The organism is Variovorax sp. RCC_210, assembly GCF_041355175.1.
Taxonomy (GTDB): Bacteria; Pseudomonadota; Gammaproteobacteria; order Burkholderiales; family Burkholderiaceae_C; genus Variovorax.
Window position 1 is genome coordinate 217,825 of record NZ_JBFUPJ010000015.1, and the last position, 16,408, is coordinate 234,232.

9 protein-coding genes and 1 pseudogene are annotated in these 16,408 nt (G+C 65.2%); 6 read left to right on the top strand and 4 right to left on the bottom strand.

Features of this window, described 5'->3' with window-relative positions; all coding sequences use genetic code 11:
- Nucleotides 1–25: 25 nt before the first annotated feature.
- Nucleotides 26–1,009, bottom strand: a complete 984-nt coding sequence (locus tag AB6807_RS31820; protein ID WP_116914492.1) for a tripartite tricarboxylate transporter substrate binding protein — start codon at nucleotides 1,007–1,009, stop codon at nucleotides 26–28.
- A gap of 2 nt (nucleotides 1,010–1,011) precedes the next feature.
- Entirely contained in the window at nucleotides 1,012–1,842 is an 831-nt protein-coding gene (locus AB6807_RS31825) for a hypothetical protein (RefSeq protein ID WP_132749219.1), read from the bottom strand.
- Nucleotides 1,843–1,954: 112 nt separating this feature from the next.
- On the opposite strand from AB6807_RS31825, the gene AB6807_RS31830 reads away from it, so the two are divergent.
- A complete protein-coding gene (locus AB6807_RS31830) occupies nucleotides 1,955–2,860 on the top strand; it encodes a LysR family transcriptional regulator (protein WP_116914494.1) in 906 nt (301 codons plus the stop codon).
- A 286-nt stretch (nucleotides 2,861–3,146) separates the two neighbouring features.
- Here the strand turns inward: AB6807_RS31830 and AB6807_RS31835 are convergent, their stop codons facing one another.
- Complete coding sequence (locus AB6807_RS31835) at nucleotides 3,147–4,490, bottom strand: MFS transporter (protein WP_116914495.1); 1,344 nt, start codon at nucleotides 4,488–4,490, stop codon at nucleotides 3,147–3,149.
- Between the two features lie 176 nt (nucleotides 4,491–4,666).
- Here AB6807_RS31835 and AB6807_RS31840 point away from each other — a divergent pair, with 176 nt between their 5' ends.
- From AB6807_RS31840 to AB6807_RS31850, 3 genes and pseudogenes are all read left to right on the top strand, one after another.
- Nucleotides 4,667–4,981 carry a helix-turn-helix transcriptional regulator gene (locus tag AB6807_RS31840; RefSeq protein ID WP_371087702.1) on the top strand — a complete coding sequence of 105 codons (315 nt, stop codon included), beginning with the start codon at nucleotides 4,667–4,669 and terminating at the stop codon, nucleotides 4,979–4,981.
- Nucleotides 4,982–5,981: 1,000 nt separating this feature from the next.
- Nucleotides 5,982–6,104: pseudogene (locus tag AB6807_RS31845) on the top strand (ESPR-type extended signal peptide-containing protein); the annotation flags it as partial.
- A 549-nt stretch (nucleotides 6,105–6,653) separates the two neighbouring features.
- Complete coding sequence (locus tag AB6807_RS31850) at nucleotides 6,654–11,669, top strand: autotransporter-associated beta strand repeat-containing protein (protein ID WP_371087713.1); 5,016 nt, start codon at nucleotides 6,654–6,656, stop codon at nucleotides 11,667–11,669.
- Between the two features lie 752 nt (nucleotides 11,670–12,421).
- Here AB6807_RS31850 and AB6807_RS31855 read toward each other — a convergent pair.
- Entirely contained in the window at nucleotides 12,422–13,102 is a 681-nt protein-coding gene (locus tag AB6807_RS31855; protein WP_116914379.1) for a winged helix-turn-helix domain-containing protein, read from the bottom strand.
- Nucleotides 13,103–13,715: 613 nt separating this feature from the next.
- Here AB6807_RS31855 and AB6807_RS31860 point away from each other — a divergent pair.
- A complete protein-coding gene (locus AB6807_RS31860; RefSeq protein ID WP_371087703.1) occupies nucleotides 13,716–15,890 on the top strand; it encodes an ATP-binding protein in 2,175 nt (724 codons plus the stop codon).
- Nucleotides 15,887–16,324 carry a response regulator transcription factor gene (locus AB6807_RS31865; RefSeq protein WP_371087704.1) on the top strand — a complete coding sequence of 146 codons (438 nt, stop codon included), beginning with the start codon at nucleotides 15,887–15,889 and terminating at the stop codon, nucleotides 16,322–16,324. The genes AB6807_RS31860 and AB6807_RS31865 overlap by 4 nt, the downstream gene beginning before the upstream one ends.
- The last annotated feature ends 84 nt before the right edge of the window (nucleotides 16,325–16,408 follow it).

Below are 16,408 nucleotides of genomic sequence, written 5' to 3' on the forward strand. Positions count from 1 at the left end.
GGTCTCCGAACTCTGCGCTGTCGCATTATTCGATGGAGACCTTCGCTTTCGCAACCACAGTCTTCCAGCGCTGCAGGCCGTCGCGAATCGCGCGCGTTACCTCTTCGGGGCCGCTCTGCCTTACCGCATAGCCGAGCTTCGCCAGCCGCGCGGCCAGATCCGCATCGAGCGCCTTGCGCGTCGCCTCGCGCACGGCCGCAAGCACGGGTGCCGGCACTGAGGCGGGCGCCAGTACGCAATACCAGACTTCGTAGTTGACCGGGGGCCCGCCGATCTCCTGCAGCGTGGGTACGTCGGGCAGTTGGGTACTGCGATGCTCGCCAAATACCGCAAGGCCGCGCAGCTTGCCCGCGGCGATCTGCGGGGCGACCGAGGGCGACGTGGCATAGACCATGTCGATCTGGCCGCCCATGGCATCGTTCACCGCCGGCGCGGTGCCTTTGTAGGGGACGTGCAAGGACCGCAGCGGCGAGATCGTCGAGAGGTACTCGCCCACCAAGTGGGGGGACGTGCCTGCGCCAGGTGTGCCATAGCTCAGCGAGCGCTGCTTCGACAGTGCCACCAGCTCCTCAAAACTCCTCGCCGGAAAGTCCGGTCGCACTGCCATTACCACCTGCGTGGTGCCAACCATGCTCACCGGTACGAAATCTCTCAGGGGGTCATAGCGCACGTTGCGATTCACGCTCGGATTGGTCGAAAGATAGTCGTTGGCGAACAGCAGCGTATAGCCGTCGGATGCCGCGCGCGCGACGACATCGGTACCCATGTTGCCGCCGCTGCCCGGACGATTGTCGACGATCACGCTTTGCCCCAAAGCCTTGCCCAGCCGGTCTGCGAAGGGCCGTGCGATGGTGTCGAAGCCGCCGCCGGGGGGAAACGGCACCACAAGCGAAATCGCTCGGCTCGGAAAGTCTTTGGCCCACGCGTGGGGCATGGGTGTGCTTATCAGCGCGGTACCCAGGCCGAGAAGAGCGCGGCGTCGACCGCTGTTGAAGTGGCGTTCGACCATGTTCACAGCCTCGGCAAGCTAATTTGCAGCAACTCGCTGGCGTCCTCGGCTGTCAGCACTGCGTCCGTGTCGCCGCTGTACAGCGAGGAGCGTGCTTCCCAACGGTCACCGGCGCCGGCCTGTCCTTTACCCTGAAGCACGAACACGATGGTGTTCGGAGGTATCTCCACCGCGCTGCCCTTGGCCAGTGCAATCTGCGACAGAGTCGTTTGTGCCTCGGAGAAGGTTCCCAGGTGCTTGCGCGAAACGCCCGGGCGTGCGTCGTCGGCCAGCCAGTCAGCGGCGGCGGGGCGCATGAAAACCGGCTTGTCGTAGCGGCTCTCGGGGTAGCGCATATCGCGTCTATTCACATGCTCCCACACTGCTTCGTAGGCGTCCTGGTTGCGCGTGCCACCCTCAGGCTTGGCGACTTTGTAGACGCCCGCCTCGAAGCGACCGGTTTCCTTCAGTTCGCTGATGCCGTGCTGGAAGGCCTCTTCCGAAAGATAGCCGTTACGGCTCGCGCCGCCGAATTGCAGCACCAGGGTGAGCGACTCACCTTTGATGCTTTGTGGGCCGTAGTACACGCCCTCGGGAAAATACCCGACCATTCCCGGCGTCATGACGCCGTCGCGGGAGAAGTCGGCATCGCCTTCAAGTTGCACTCGCACCTGATCGAAGTTGTGGCGATGGCGTGGAGAATCGAAGTCGTTGAAGGTATTGGAGAGCTGCAGAAAGAAGTTGCCTGGCGTACCTTCCTTGCCCGACAAAAGTGGGTAGTAGCGGAAGCGGCCGCCGCGCGCATGAGTGCGCTCGATCATCGTGAGATCGCGTAGATTCAGGATTTGTTGCATGGGCAAATGCTTGTCTCTGATGTTGGAATGGCTCGCATGCTGACGCAGTCGCCACCATCTGCCCAGCGACATTTATGCACAGCGGCCTTGCCATTTCGGCAACGTATACCCGATGAAAATAAGACGCCCCTTACTGGACAATCTCAATTTGGCAACGTTGAGGCTGATCACCGCCATCGAAAGGGAAGGCAGTTTGTCGCGTGCCGCGGCAACGCTGCATATCGTGCCTTCGGCCGCCAGCCGTCGCATCACCCAACTCGAGGCCGCCATGGGCATCCCGGTGCTAGAGCGCACGGCGCGGGGCGCGGTGCTGACTGCCGCAGGCCTCTCAATTGCTCGCTGCGCGCACGCGATGATGGATAACGTCGAGGCCCTCGACGAAGAACTGCAGGACCTCCAGGCTGGCGTGTCCGGTCGCATCCGGCTCGTGGCGTCGATCTCGGCCATCGTGCAGCACCTGCCTCAGGACCTTGCGTTGTTTCTCGGCCAGCATCCGAACATCAAGGTGGAACTGGCCGAACACACGAGCGCAGAAATCATCGAGCTGCTTTTGCAGCAGCGCGCCGATGTGGGCGTGTTTGTGGCCGACGGAGAGATTCCGGGTCTTTCGCTGCACCCTTACCGAGACGAGCGGCTGGTCGTGATCCTGCCAACGAGTCACCGGCTCGCGAGGCGCAAGCGTTTGCGCTTCGAGCAATTGCTGGAAGAAGAGTGGGTTGAGTTGCCGCCGGGCACCGCGCTGGCGGCCCGTGTGGCCAAGGAGGCGCTCACGCATGGCGTTCGCCTGCGCACACGTATCCAGGTCAAGGGCCTGGATTCGGCCAGCCGAATGGTGCAGTGCGGGCTGGGCATCGGACTGCTTCCGCAGGCGAGTCTCGAGCAACAGGCGCGGTTCGGGAATCTTGCGTTCGTGCCGCTGGACGAGCCGTGGGCGCATCGCGTGAGTTATCTGGCGATACACGCACTCGGTGAGCCCACGCCAGCAAGCCGCCTGCTGATGCAGGCGTTGATGCGATAGAGCACGCAATGTTCAGCCCCTTTGGGTTTGCTTGGGGGCAGGCGGCAATCGATGTGCTCGCGTCGGTGTAATCGAGCGAGGGGTTGAGCGAAGAAGAGATTGCTGCTGGGCGCATATGCGCTGGTGGCTGAGAGACCTAACTGTCGGTGACCAACCGTATGACTTCGCAGCCGTCACCGGTCGCGGTCAGATGTTGCTTGCATCGCGCCAATTTAATGGTTTGCTCAGAACGGTGACTCGACGTGAAGCGCCGGCATCGAACGGCCGATGCCTTGCGCGGCCGGCCTCAATCGGCGCGCGCTAGCGGTGCGTCCAGGGACGCGGGCGCGCGCCGGGTGCAGCGCAGGAACAGCAGCGCCGAGGCGCTCAGGAATAGCGCGAAGTAGGTGAACACCGGTGCCAGGCCGAACGCCGAGGCGATCGCGCCGCTCGCCAGTTGATGGAAGGCCGTGCCGCAGAAAAACATGAGGTTGAGCGCGGCGAGCGCCTTGCCCGCGCTCTCGCGTGGCGTGGCGGACTGGCCCATTGCAAAGAGCAGCGGCTGCGTCGACATGCAGCAGCCGAAGACGAAGAAGACCCAGGCATCGAAGGACGCCGACGCGCGCCAGCCGTGCAGCGGGCCATCGCCCAGGGTCGCAGCAGCAACTACTACGAGTAGCAACCCCCCGGCGGCCAGGTGACTGCCCGCGAGCAAGGCCCGGCGCGCACCGGTCAGCCTGTCAAGGGTGCCCGCGACCAGTGGGCCGATGGCTACGGCCAGCGTCAGCGGAATCAGCGCGTTGCCGGCATCGATGCGCGACAGGCCCTTGACTTCCATGAACCAGGGCCCCCCCCAGACCCCGCGCACGGCTAGCACCGCGGCCAGCGAGGTGAAGGCCAGCACCACGGGGCCGCGCAGGGACGGGGACGCGGTGATCGTCAGCACCTGGCGCAGCTCCGTGCCCAGCCGGCGCGCAGGGGACGCGGCGGCCCTGTCGCTGCGCGGTACCACTAGCGCCACGAGAGCGCCGATGCCAAGCGCCATGGCGGTGGCCACCCAGAAGCTCGCGCGCCAGCCGTGGCGTTCGATCAGCCAAGCCGTGGGCGTCGCGGACAGCAGCATGCCGCAGTTGCCGATGCTCAGGATGAACCCAGACCACAGGGCGAAGCGCGCCGGCGGCAGCGTACGCGCCGCCAGTGCGAATGGGCACAGCAGCATGCCGCAGCAACCGATGCCCAGCAGCGCCTGCGCCGCGAAGAAGCCCACCGGCCCGCGTGCCAGCGCCGCGGCGACGCAGCCCAGCGCCGTCATCGCAAATAGCGACAGCGACACGGTGCGCACGCCTAGACGGTCGAGCATCACGCCTGCGGGCAACTGACCCAGCGCAAAGAACAGGTGGTAGGCACCCGTCAGCAGCCCCAGCAGTGCGGTGGTCGTGCCCATGTCCAGCGACATGACGTCAGTGGCCATCGCGGGCAGGGTGCGCAGGAGGTTCGAGAGCGTGTGACCGAATGCGAGGACGACCAGAGGGACCGCGGTGTACAGGGCCGTGGGCCATCGCCCGGGCGGTGTGGGATGTTGCATGCGTCGATCTTGCCCGAGTCGGCCCGTGGCGCCTGGCCAAGCACAACTGCAGAAACGTCGCCGCATGCGGATGCAGGCGATAGTCGTAGAGTGCCTCAGTCGAGCAACGGCCTAGCCGCATGCGTGTCCGTAATCACAGGCTTTAAATCCGTTCTGACTGGGATTGCGGTCTTTCGCCCAGCGACGATAAATGTCTGTAATTCCAGTCACGAAACAAGCTAAGGAATGTCATTGGAGACATCATGAAATATGACGAGACGCCTCTGCTTCAGGCGGCTCGCATGACCGCGGCAGCAGGGCTGCGTCAACGCCTGACAGAGTTACGCCAAGCCTATCGGCTGCAGCAAGCGGATGTCGCCGCCCGCGCAGGGCTCTCGCGCTCGACGGTCGTACTCATCGAAAAAGGAGATCCGGGCCGAACCATGGGCCAGATCCTGCGCTATCTGAACGCGATCGCTCCCGCCGTCACGCTGCACGCGCTGCTCGAAGGGAGGTTGCTCGCGCTGACCATGCTGCGTTCGCAGGAGCGCACACAGCGATTTGCGAGTCCTCAGTAAGAAGAGCTCAATGACCTCGATTGCTAGATGCCTGCGGGTTCGAGCAGCACCCAACCAGGCAGGGCCGCACTGATGGCATCTCGTCGACCATTTCGAGACGTGACGGTCTTCGCGCACATCCCTGTCAGCCAAGACCCGGCCCATCGCTTCGTGCCCGCAGGCCGGCTGGCGCGCGCACAGGGTGCTGCCAGCGAGCCCGATGCGATGAACTTCGCTTACGGCACGCAGTACCTGGATCGGCCCGATGCGTTCAAGGTCGAGCCGCGCGCTCTGGGCCATCGAGACCGCACAGAACCGCATCGCAACGCTGCCGGCCTCACCGTGCGATGGGTTCGGCGTGTCGCCTGGCGTCCATGTGGGGTAGGCGGCGCGAGTTCGCAAGGGCAATCGCTTTGCCCGCGCCCATGGGGCCAACGTTGTTTCGCGCGCTGACGACAACGGTAGGTCTGACGTCCGTAGGAGCCGAGTTGCGTCGGCAGTGGCTTCCGATCGTTCGTCGCAGCGCATCTTCCGCTCTTCGCGGTGGCCGTCTTCGTTTCCTTGATCCAACCATGGGCAGTCAGGCTTCCGGCTTCTTGCCGTCGCAGCGTCTGGCGGCGCACCGAGTCCAAGCACGCCTCGAACTCAGGTTCTGGAATACCGCAGTCGTTGCGAGCCTACGCGGCCGCCGCGTCAACTTGAAAACTGCAAGGCGGCTCATTGAGCAGCCGCTGTTGGATATGTGCGACAGCAGCGCGCGGCGTTTGGGGTAGCCCCTGTTCAGCGCACGGCGAGCTGACGCCGTGCGACATGCCAGCGGCGCGGGCGCAACCCACGGACCCGTACGGCGATGCACATCACCGCAACGCGCTCGAGGGGCGAGGGCGGGGGATTGGATGAGGAAAACACGCAGAGACAACACAGTTGCTTTTGTTTACATTTGGAGATCTCTGCTGGAATGGATTGCCCGTTCCTCTTTACCAAAAAGCAAATGCCTGGCGCTTGCGAGGCAGTCATCGTCATGAACCGAACTCACCGCATCGTCATCAATCGTCGTACCGGCGCGCGCCAGGCCGTAAGTGAAACCGCAAAATCGTCCGGCTTCGGAGGCGCGCTGGCCATCAGTGCTGCGCTGCTGACTGCGGCACTGTCGCCTGCTGCCCATGCCGTCGACTGGGCGGGGAACACGGGCAGCTGGCTTGACGCTACCAACTGGCTCGGAGGCGTACCTACCAGCGCTGATGACGTTGAGATCTACGGCCCTGGCACGGCCTTGGTCTCGGGCAACGGGTCCAATGCTCAGGGCCACTACGTATCGATCGGGCGGGGCGCGCCAGGCTCTCTGTCCGTGACGAGTGGCGGCAAGCTGTCCATCACCAAGACGTTTGTCGGTGACATTGGTTCGTCGACCGTGCTTGTCGACGGTACCAACTCTTTACTCAGCACCGGAGGCTTGGTGTTGGGTACCGCCGGGCAAGGGGCCCTGACAGTTTCGAATGGCGGAACATTGCGAACGGGTTCGATAGAAATCGGGTTGCAGCCCGGTGGCCAGGGCACACTGAATCTCAACGCCGGCGGTACGGTGGAGACCGGGAGCATCTACGGACTGGTGGGCCCAAACCCCGGCGCTACTGGAATCTTTAACTGGTCCGGAGGCACGCTGCGAGTGATTGGCAGTGAGCTGGTAAGCGCCATGGACGCTACGCTCTCGGGCAGCGGTTCTACGATCGACACCAACGGCTATGGCGCGACGTTGTCGGGCGTGCTGTCCGGTTCCGGCTCTTTGGTGAAGACAGGCGCGGGGGCGCTTGCACTGTCTGGCGTCAATACTTACGCTGGCAGCACCACGATCAACGCTGGCGAGGTGCGCCTCGGCAACGGTCAGGCATTGGGCACGGGTGTCATTTTCCTGTCCGGCGGGAGCCTGGTGGGCACCGCGGACCTGACGCTGGCCAGCCCCCTCATGCGCGTCAGCGGCACGTCGGGCATTGCCGCCGCCACCGGCACCACGCTGACGTTGAACACGCCGATGAATCTGCAGGCCGGCAGCAGCTTGGTGTTCGGCAGCAAGTCGGACGCGGGCACGGTGGAATGGTCCCAGCCGTCCGGCAGCGGATACGCCACCAACCAGGTCCCGACCTTGCGCGTCGCGGGCGGCACCTTGCGCGCAAGCGATGCGTCTTTTGGCAACTGGACGGGCGCTCTGACATCGACCACGGTCGACGCCGGCGCCAGGATCGACCTGAACGACTTCAGCACCTACATCCAGAACCTGCAGGGCGCGGGCGAACTCCTGACCGGCACCACCACCGCCGCCGCGGCGCTGGTCAACACCGGCAACTTCAGCGGCGTCGTCAGCGGCGCGGGTTCGTTGACCAGCGGCTACGGCCATGGGCTGACCACGCTGACCCTGTCGGGCCAGAACACCTACACCGGCGGCACCACCGTCGAAGGCGGCACCCTGGCGCTCACCGGCACCGGCAGCATCGCCGCCTCCAGCGGCGTGGTGGTGGCCAACCTGGGCAAGTTCGACATTTCGGGCGCGACCGCCGGCGCGTCGGTGCAGTCGCTGTCGGGTGCAGGCGGCGTGACGCTGGGCTCGCAAACGCTCACGCTGACCAATGCTTCCGGCACGTTCTCGGGCGCCATCACCGGCACCGGCGGCCTGACGCTAACCGGCGGAAAACAGTCCCTCACAGGGGCTAACAGCTACAGCGGCTCGACCCAGGTGAACAAGGGCACCCTGGCGCTCGCAGGCGCGGGCTCGCTGCTGGCCAACGGCGCGGTGAGCGTCGGCGCCTCGGGCATCCTGGACATCGCGGGGCTGACCGGCAGCAGCGCCAGCATCGGCACGCTGCAAGGCAGCGGCGGCGTGGCGCTGGGCGTGAAGACGCTCGCGACGAACGCGTCGAACGACACGCTCTTCAACGGCGTCATCGACGGCAAGGGCTCGCTCGTGAAGCAGGGCACCGGCACGCTGACGCTGGACGGCATCAACACGTTCACGGGCGGCACCACCGTGCAGGCCGGCAAGCTGGTGGTCGGCGGAGCTGCCGGCTCCAAGGCCAGCCTGGCGGGCGGGGTGCAGGTCGACTCCGGCGCGGCGCTGGGCGGACACGGCACGATCGGCGGCAACGTGGCGCTGGCCTCGGGCGCGCACCTGGCGCCTGGAAACTCCGTCGGCACGCTCGCGGTCAATGGCGACCTGACGCTGGACAAGGGGAGCGTGCTCGACTTCGAACTCGGCGCACCGGGCAGCAGCTTTGCCGTGGCCGGCCTGAGCGACAGCGTCACGGTGGGCGGCAACCTGTCGCTGAACGGCGCCACGCTGAACCTGAGCAACGCCGGCGGCATGGGCCCCGGCCTGTACAACCTGTTGAGCTACACCGGCACACTCAGCCAGACCAATGGCGGCATCGCGTTCGGCGTTGTACCCGGCACCGGCTTGACGCTGCAGTACCTGACGGCGAGCAAGAAGATCAATGTCGTCAACGTCGACCCCAGCCTGACGCTGACCTTCTGGAACGGCAACGGCATGGCCGCACCGGGACAGCTGGGCGGCGGCGACGGCACATGGAGCACGACAGGCGCCAGTTGGAGCGACGCGAACGGCGCCACCACCGCACCGATGCAGCCGCAGCCGGGTTTCGCGATCTTCGGGGGCGCGGCAGGCAACGTAGCGGTCGACAACACCGACGGCGCGGTGGCCGCCAGCGGCATCCAGTTCGCGAGCGACGGTTACCGGCTGTCGGGCGACACCCTCACGCTGGCGGCGACCAAGGCATCGCCCGGCCCGGTCGAAGTGCGCGTGGGCGACGGCAGCGCAGGCAGCGCAGCCTGGACCGCGACCATCGCCAACGTCATCGCGGGCACTGACGGCCTTCAGAAGACGGGCGCGGGCACGCTCGAACTCACTGCCGCCAACACGTACACCGGCGGCACCACCCTCAAGGCCGGCACGCTGTCGGTCGCGAACGATGCGACGCTGGGCGATGCAGCGGGCGCGCTCACCTTCGACGGCGGCGCGCTCAAGGTGACCGGCTCGGCGTTCAGCACGCTGTCGCGCGGCATCACGTTGGGCGCCGGTGGCGGCACCCTCGATGTCGACAGCGCGTTCAACACCCTGGAAGTGACCTATGTCGTGGGCGGCCCGGGCCGCCTGGTCAAGACCGGGGTCGGCACGTTGACGCTGGCGTCTGCCAACACGTATGCGGGCGGTACGGCCATCGATGGCGGTACCTTGAACGCGATGGTCAGCGGCGCGCTGGGCACTGGCGCAGTGGCAGTGAACGGCGGTGGCGGGCTGGTTTTCCGCGGCACCGCGGATGCCGGCAACCTGAGCATTGCCATGGCTGCGCGCGACGGGCTGATCAATGGCGGCTACGTGGAGTTCAAGGACAAGAGCTCGGCTGGAAGCGCGACCCTGGTCACTGCCGCGGGCGGCAACGTGACGTTTGCCGACAGCTCCACGGCCGGCAACGCCTTTATCGAGAATCGCGGCGGTGGCACCACGGTGTGGAACACCGCCACCGCCGGCAAGGCGCACATCACCAATTTCGCCGGCGGGCATACCGATTTCCTGGACACCGGCTCCGCCGGGCAAGCCACGCTGGTCAACGAAACTGGCGGCCTGGTCGACTTCTTCGACACCGCCACGGCCGACCAGGCCACGGTGATCAACAACGCGGGCGGCCGCGTGCGCATCAGCCTGCTCGGGGCGAACGGCGTATCGATCGGCTCGCTGTCGGGCGCTGGCAACGTGCTCCTCGGCACCAAAGCACTGACCACCGGCGGCCTGAACACCGACACCGAAGTCTCCGGCGTCATCTCCGGCAACGGCGGCTCGCTCGTCAAGGTCGGCACCGGCGCACTCACGCTCTCGGGCGCCAACACCTACACCGGCGGCACGTCGCTGCGCCAGGGCCGCCTGAACGTCGGCCACAGCCTGGCGCTGGGCACCGGTGCGCTGTCGATGGACGACGACACCACGCTGGGCTTCAGCGCCGACGGCGTGGTGCTCGCCAACGCCGTGAAGCTCACGGGCCAGAACGATCCTGTCATCGACACCGGCGCCTTCAGCGCCACCCTCGCGGGCGCCATCAGCGGCGGCGGCTTCATCACCAAGCAGGGCACGGGCACGCTGACGCTGTCGGGCGCCAACACCTACACGGGCGCGACCAACGTCGCGCAAGGCACGCTGAAGGCGGGTGCAGCCAACACCTTCAGCGCGGCATCGGCGCACAGCGTGGCCGCTGGCGCCACGCTCGACCTTGCCGGCTTCAACCAGAGCGTGGCCGCGCTCGCCAACAGCGGCACCGTGTCGCTGGTGGGCGCAGTGGCGGGCACCACGCTCACCGTCAACGGCAACTACGTCGGCAACAACGGCGTCTTGAAACTCGGCACCGCGCTCAGCGGCACCGGCCCTTCGGACCGGCTGGTGATCAACGGCGGCACCGCCAGCGGCAAGACCAGCGTGCAAGTGACCAACCTCGGCGGCCTGGGCGCGCTCACCGCGGGCAACGGCATCGAGGTGGTCACCGCGCAAGGCGGTGCCACCACCACCGCGCAGACCACGAAGGACGCCTTCGCGCTGGCGGGCGGCCATGTCGATGCGGGTGCCTACGAGTACCGGCTGTACGCGGCGGACGCGAGCGGCGCGGGCGAGAACTGGTTCCTGCGCTCCAGCATTCCTGCAGCGACGTCGCCGACCAGCCCGGGCGCTCCCGGCGTGCCGATCGTCACCTACCGGCCCGAAGCCTCGCTGTTCGCCTCGCTGCCCAGCCAGCTGCGCCAAGGCAACCTCGCGATGCTGGGCGACCTGCGCAAGCGCGTGGGCGATGACGATGTGAAGGGCACGGCGACAGCCCCGACGGGTTCGGACCGCCGCGCCTGGGCCCGCGTGCTCTCCACCGACATCGACATCCAGCAAGGCGGCGCCGTGTCGCCGAACAGCAAGGGCCGGCTCACCGGCTTCCAGGCCGGCACCGACCTGCTGGCCACATCGAATTGGCGCGCCGGCCTGTACGTCGGCCAGCTCGACGGCGACGCGCGCGTGAGGGGCTTCGCCAGCGGCATCCAGAACCTGGCGGTGGGCCGCAACGACCTGCGCAGCCAGTACGTGGGCGTGTACGGCACCTACACCGGCGACAGCGGCTTCTACGCCGACGCCGTGGTGCAGTCGGGCCGCCACCGCTACACGGTGGAGCCGCTGCTGGGCTTCGGCACTGGCGGCAAGGGCAACAGCCTGCTGGGCTCCATCGAAGTGGGCCAGGCCTTCGCGCTGGGCGGCAGCGGCTGGAGCGTCGAGCCGCAGCTGCAGCTGATCCACCAGCACATGGACCTGGGCAACTCCGTCATCACCGGTGCGGTGGTGCAGCCGCAGGCCGACAACGGCTGGATCGCGCGGGCGGGCGTGCGGCTGAAGGGCCAGCTCGACACCGGCGTGGGCACGCTGCAGCCGTATGGCCGCTTCAACGTCTACAAGACGTCGAGCGGCGCGGACATCGCGCGCTTCGTCAACGGCGCCACCACCACGGACATCGCGGCGCCCACGGGCGGCACGAGTTCCGAGCTGGCGGGGGGCTTCACGCTGGCGTTGAGCCAGTCGACGAGCCTGTACGGCGAGCTGGGCAAGCTGTGGGCATCGGGGGGTAATGCGAAGGTGAAGAGCTCTGTCAACGGCTCGCTGGGCGTGCGGGTGAAGTGGTAGCGACGGCAACGGGAACGGTATCGGGGCCCATGCGAACCTGAGCTACGCTGCGCTGTGCCTCTGCACCGAACCACGCGAAGCAAGAGCGACGTGAGAACGGCGCACAGAAGCAATCGTCCGCAATCCCCGCTTCGCGTGCGTTGGGATGAGGTGTGGGCATAGGCAGCGACTCCGGATGGCCGACACGCGCAATCACGGGCCTTGCCACACAGCGTCCGATGTTGAGGTGCGCTCGGCAACGCCGGAGCTGGGGAACCGGCTTCCAAGTTTTGCCGGCGCTCGAAGGCTGCGGGTGCCGGCAAGAAATAATCAGGATAGTATGTGGTGACACGTCTTGGCAGTCCCCTGCCAGACGCATCATGCGTACGACGCGCTGTGTGACGGTGACCCCAGGCCGTCAGCTTCGCGTCGCGCGTGTGGGCAAGATTCTTTGGCACGTCGTTCCATGCTGTCGGGAATCGCAGCCGCTGTTTCCATCGCGACGGGCAGCTTTGCTCCGCCAATGCCTTCATGTGCGCTCCAACGAGCAGCGTCAAGCAGATGGCGTCCAGAAGAACCATGATCAGGTGCGCGACCTGCGCAACGCAGCCAGAGCACAAGGCTGATACGCGCCCGGCTGCGGAGCTCGAAGGTGAATTAGCTTCTTCTCCCGAGCTGGCGCCGGTCCAAGTTATGAATGGCCTGTCAGCCCAGACACGCAGGCTGCAGCGGGCCGTGCCGATCGGGCAGCCAGGCCGATGCGCGGGCGTGCGTCACCATCCCGATCGGTCTTCGACCACATAACCCATGGCGCGCACGGTGTGCAACAACTTCACTTCGAAGGGATCGTCGACCTTGCTGCGGATGCGGTGAATGTTGACGTCGATGACGTTGCTCTCGCTCGGGGCGTCCATACCCCACAGCCGTTGCGCGAGCATGCTTCGAGAAAGAACCTGGCCGTGCCGCCGCATGAGCTCGACAAGTAAAATGAATTCCGAGTCTGTCAGATTCACCCGTGTCTGACCTCGCACGCAAACGCGGCTGAAGAGGTTGACCTCCAAGTCGGCCACTCGCAGACAGTCGGCGTTGTGTGGGCCGCGTTTCAAAAGCGCCTGGAGCCGGCCCCAGATCTGCGAAAACGAGAATGGCTTGACCATAAAGTCGTCCGCTCCGAGATCGAATGCCGAAAGCCGATCGGCAAGCTTGTCGCGCAGTGTGATGACCAGTATGGGGAAGCTTCTTCGGTGGCGGATGTCTCTCAGAAGCGCGAGGGGCTCCGGTCTCGAGATCGAGACGTGTGCGTCGAGGATGCAAGCGCGATAGTGGAATTTGAAGGCGAACGCTCGGCCTTCTATGCCGTCCCGCGCCACGTCGGCCACATATCCACGTTCCTCGATGTTGCTCTTGAGGTAATCCCCCAGTTCCCGCGATCCCTCAACAATCAGAATTCGCATGACGACGCTTGTCGGATAGTGTGGTCGGCAAATTGCTGCACCCGCGCATTCCCAGGCCATGAAGGCTCTCCGCGTGGCTTGGCCTGACCCCCGATTCAAAAATGCAGACCCGCGAACGAGGCGCGACGAAGCAGATTTCTTAGCGGCAGATTAGGACCGCGGAGTGACTGGAACCTGACCACCTCCAGTGGCTGAGGTTGGCGGCCTACCTCTGGCCTTTAGCTCCGGCTCCTCAGGATCTATCGACTCACCACTTTTTTCCCCTGATCTGCAGTGGGTGCATGCCATGCACGGTCTGCATGCCGGCCCCAATGCGCCGCCTCGAGAGTGCAGATTCACGAATCCGAGGTCGGCACGCTTCGCCAAACTGCAATGGCCATCGAAAGGAGCTTTAAGCCTAAAGTCTTCTAGTGCGTCGATGCAAGAAATTGCAAGGTGCGTCCGCAAAGCAATCGCTGGAGAATTCGCGTCAATGCCACCCGGATGGCATGGTCTCACTGCGGCCAATCGCGCGACCGAACTCGAGCGCGTGGCCGAGAAATGTGACTGCGGGGACAAAAAGCAAGGGAGACAATTTCAAGATGGAAGCTCGCGACGCGGAGGCGCGGCCGACGTGACCGAACTCACGGCGCATGCGCGCTACAGTGACATGTTCAACCGGCACAGAGGTGTGTTGTCGAGCTGCTCGCGTCTGATGCGCGCGGTGAGTGGCTTCGCGGTGGTGCTGCTGTTGTTGATTGGCACCAACATTGAATCGCAAGCCTCCGTGCTTCGCCTCGATGCAAGGTCACCGGCCGCAGAACGCGCCTTCGATAGTCATCTTGAGGTCTACCACGACGCTTCGGGCAAGCTCACTCAGCAGGACGTTGCAGCGTCAGCGCAAGCCAGGCTTTTCCAGCCAGTTCGAGGTGGCTTCAACGGCGGATTTTCCCGCGGGGCTTGGTGGGTTCGGTTTCAGATCCAGACGTCTCAGGAAGAAATCGCCCAGCCGATCGAAGGCGGCTGGTGGCTCAGGTTGAGTTCTCCCTACGTGGACGCCATGGATGTGTGGCTGCCTGCTACCGGCAGCCCTGGAGAAGCCGGCTTGATCCATCGCGAACTCGGCGGTCTGCGACCGACTCTCTCACGCGAGTGGCCTGGCACCTTACCTGCCGTGCGCCTGCCGGAGCTTCGCGACGATCAGCCCCGCTGGGTATGGATCCGCTTGGCCGGCGACCGCGCGTTAAGCCTCATCGGTGGCGTGTCGTCGTTGCGCGAACTGGCGGGCGCGCAGCAGAAAATCACCTTCGGAAGCGCAGCGGTCATCGGCATGGTGCTGCTGCTGGCATCGGTGAGCTTGCTGATGGGCATTGCCGTGCCGGACCGCAGGTTCATCGCCTACGCCGGCTATCTCTCGACACTTGGTCTGCTGTTTGCTGCCGCGGAGAATCTGCCGGTTGCTCTGGGTCTGCTCGAGAGTCCGGTCGTGGCGGTGCGATTGCATAGCTTTTCCGTCTGCCTGCACACCGCTGCAGCCTTTGCCTTCGCGCGCAGCATGCTCGATATGGGGCGCCAGTTTCCGCGCATGGACCTTGTTTTCAAGGCGCTGACCGTGGTGTGCGGTGTTGCGTGCGTCGCAGCAACTGCAGGGGGGTATCGGTACATTGGGTTGCCGCTGAACTTGCTCTGGGTTGCTTTCTCTGTGTGCGTGGTATCGCTGTGCGCGGTGCTGGTGCGTCGCAAAGTCGAGGCTTGGCCGAGCCTGGTGGGATATTCCGTGTATCTCGCGATCGGCGTGCAGCACTTCGCGAAGAACCTGCAATGGTTGCCCTATACGACAGCGACGCAGTACAGCTACGCCATCGGCGCCATCATTCACATCCTGGCCTTCTTCTTTGCCCTGGGTTGGCGCGTGCGGCACCGCGAGCGACGCGCGCTCGCGCTGTCCCTACGGCATGGAGAACGACTGGAGCAGCGGGTGAACGAACGCACCGAAGACCTGCGCCAGGAAATTGACCAGCACCACCAGACGCACAACCAATTGGCCATGGCAATGCGCGAGCAGCGGGCAATGCTGGCGATGGTGTCCCATGAGTTCCGCACGCCGCTTGGCACCATCGGCGGTGCAGCACAGATTCTTTCGGAGGAACGCATCGGCCTGGCGCGCGAAGACGTCAAGCGGGAGGCGGAGAAGATCGCTCGCACGGTGTCGCGCATGAGTGACCTGATGGACACCCTGCTCGCGGACCAGTGGTTGGAGGCGTCCAGCGAGGCAATGAGTCGCCATCCGATCCGGCTAGCGGAATTGCTCCACGAGAAAGTGGATGAGCACAACGAGGGCAACGCCCATGACCGGATCGACTTGAAGCTTGAGGCGCTGGACGTCGTGGTGCTGGCGGATGAGACGCTCTTGCATATTGCGCTGGACAATCTCCTGACGAACGCCCTCAAGTACGCCCCGGCCACCTCGCGCGTGGAGGTTCGTACGCGCCTTGCGGATGTTGGGACGCGCGTGGACATCCAGGTCCTGGACACGGGGCCTGGCTTCAGGCCGCAGGACCTGCCCCATGTATTCGACCGCTTCTATCGCGCGGAAGGTGTGCGACGCGTGCCCGGCATCGGATTGGGTCTGCACATGGTGCAGCGCATTGCCGGGCTTCATGGCGGCAACGTCGTGGCGGCGAATCGGCGTGAGGGCGGGGCCATCGTGACAATGACGCTGCCTCGTGCAGGTTGCGCAAAAGGCGGCGGCAACTCTGACCCTGTGCTGGCCGCGTCCGTGTTGAAGGGACATGGCCTATGCCAATGAATCGCGTGCTTGTTATTGAGGATGACGAGGACTTGCGCGACACGGTCTTGCGCTACCTGAACGGTGTCGGCATGCTTGCGCGTGGTGTTGCCAGCGCGGAGGAAGTGGACGCCCAACTGGCACGCCACGACTTTGATGCAGTTGTGTGCGATGTCAACCTGCCGGGCGAAGACGGCTTCGCCGTATTGGCCCGCCTGCGCGCGCGAAGCGCGATGCGCATTGTGATGTTGACGGCCCGAGGCATCGCCAACGATCGCTTGAGAGGCCTGAGCCTGGGCGCGGACTACTACCTGGTCAAGCCAGTCAACTTGCGTGAGTTGGAGATGGTGCTGAACAACCTCATGCCGCGAAGCCATGAGACGCCAGTCGCCACGGCGTCGATCGAGGCTCCGTCGAGCGCAGGTGGACAGGCTGGGCTGCTGCCGGTCTCATAGACACCGACCTAAGCTTTTTGAGCTTTCTCGAACTCTATCGGACTGACGTAGCCGAGCGTCGAATGACGACGCGTCGGGTTGTAG

What these genes read in the sequence shown, in the direction of transcription:
- AB6807_RS31855 (WP_116914379.1), bottom strand. Translation starts at nt 13,102, where the DNA reads ATGCGAATTCTGATTGTTGAGGGATCGCGGGAACTGGGGGATTACCTC.
- AB6807_RS31830 (WP_116914494.1), top strand. Translation starts at nt 1,955, where the DNA reads ATGAAAATAAGACGCCCCTTACTGGACAATCTCAATTTGGCAACGTTG.
- AB6807_RS31840 (WP_371087702.1), top strand. Translation starts at nt 4,667, where the DNA reads ATGAAATATGACGAGACGCCTCTGCTTCAGGCGGCTCGCATGACCGCG.
- AB6807_RS31850 (WP_371087713.1), top strand. Translation starts at nt 6,654, where the DNA reads ATGGACGCTACGCTCTCGGGCAGCGGTTCTACGATCGACACCAACGGC.
- AB6807_RS31825 (WP_132749219.1), bottom strand. Translation starts at nt 1,842, where the DNA reads ATGCAACAAATCCTGAATCTACGCGATCTCACGATGATCGAGCGCACT.
- AB6807_RS31865 (WP_371087704.1), top strand. Translation starts at nt 15,887, where the DNA reads ATGAATCGCGTGCTTGTTATTGAGGATGACGAGGACTTGCGCGACACG.
- AB6807_RS31835 (WP_116914495.1), bottom strand. Translation starts at nt 4,490, where the DNA reads ATGCGGCGACGTTTCTGCAGTTGTGCTTGGCCAGGCGCCACGGGCCGA.
- AB6807_RS31820 (WP_116914492.1), bottom strand. Translation starts at nt 1,009, where the DNA reads ATGGTCGAACGCCACTTCAACAGCGGTCGACGCCGCGCTCTTCTCGGC.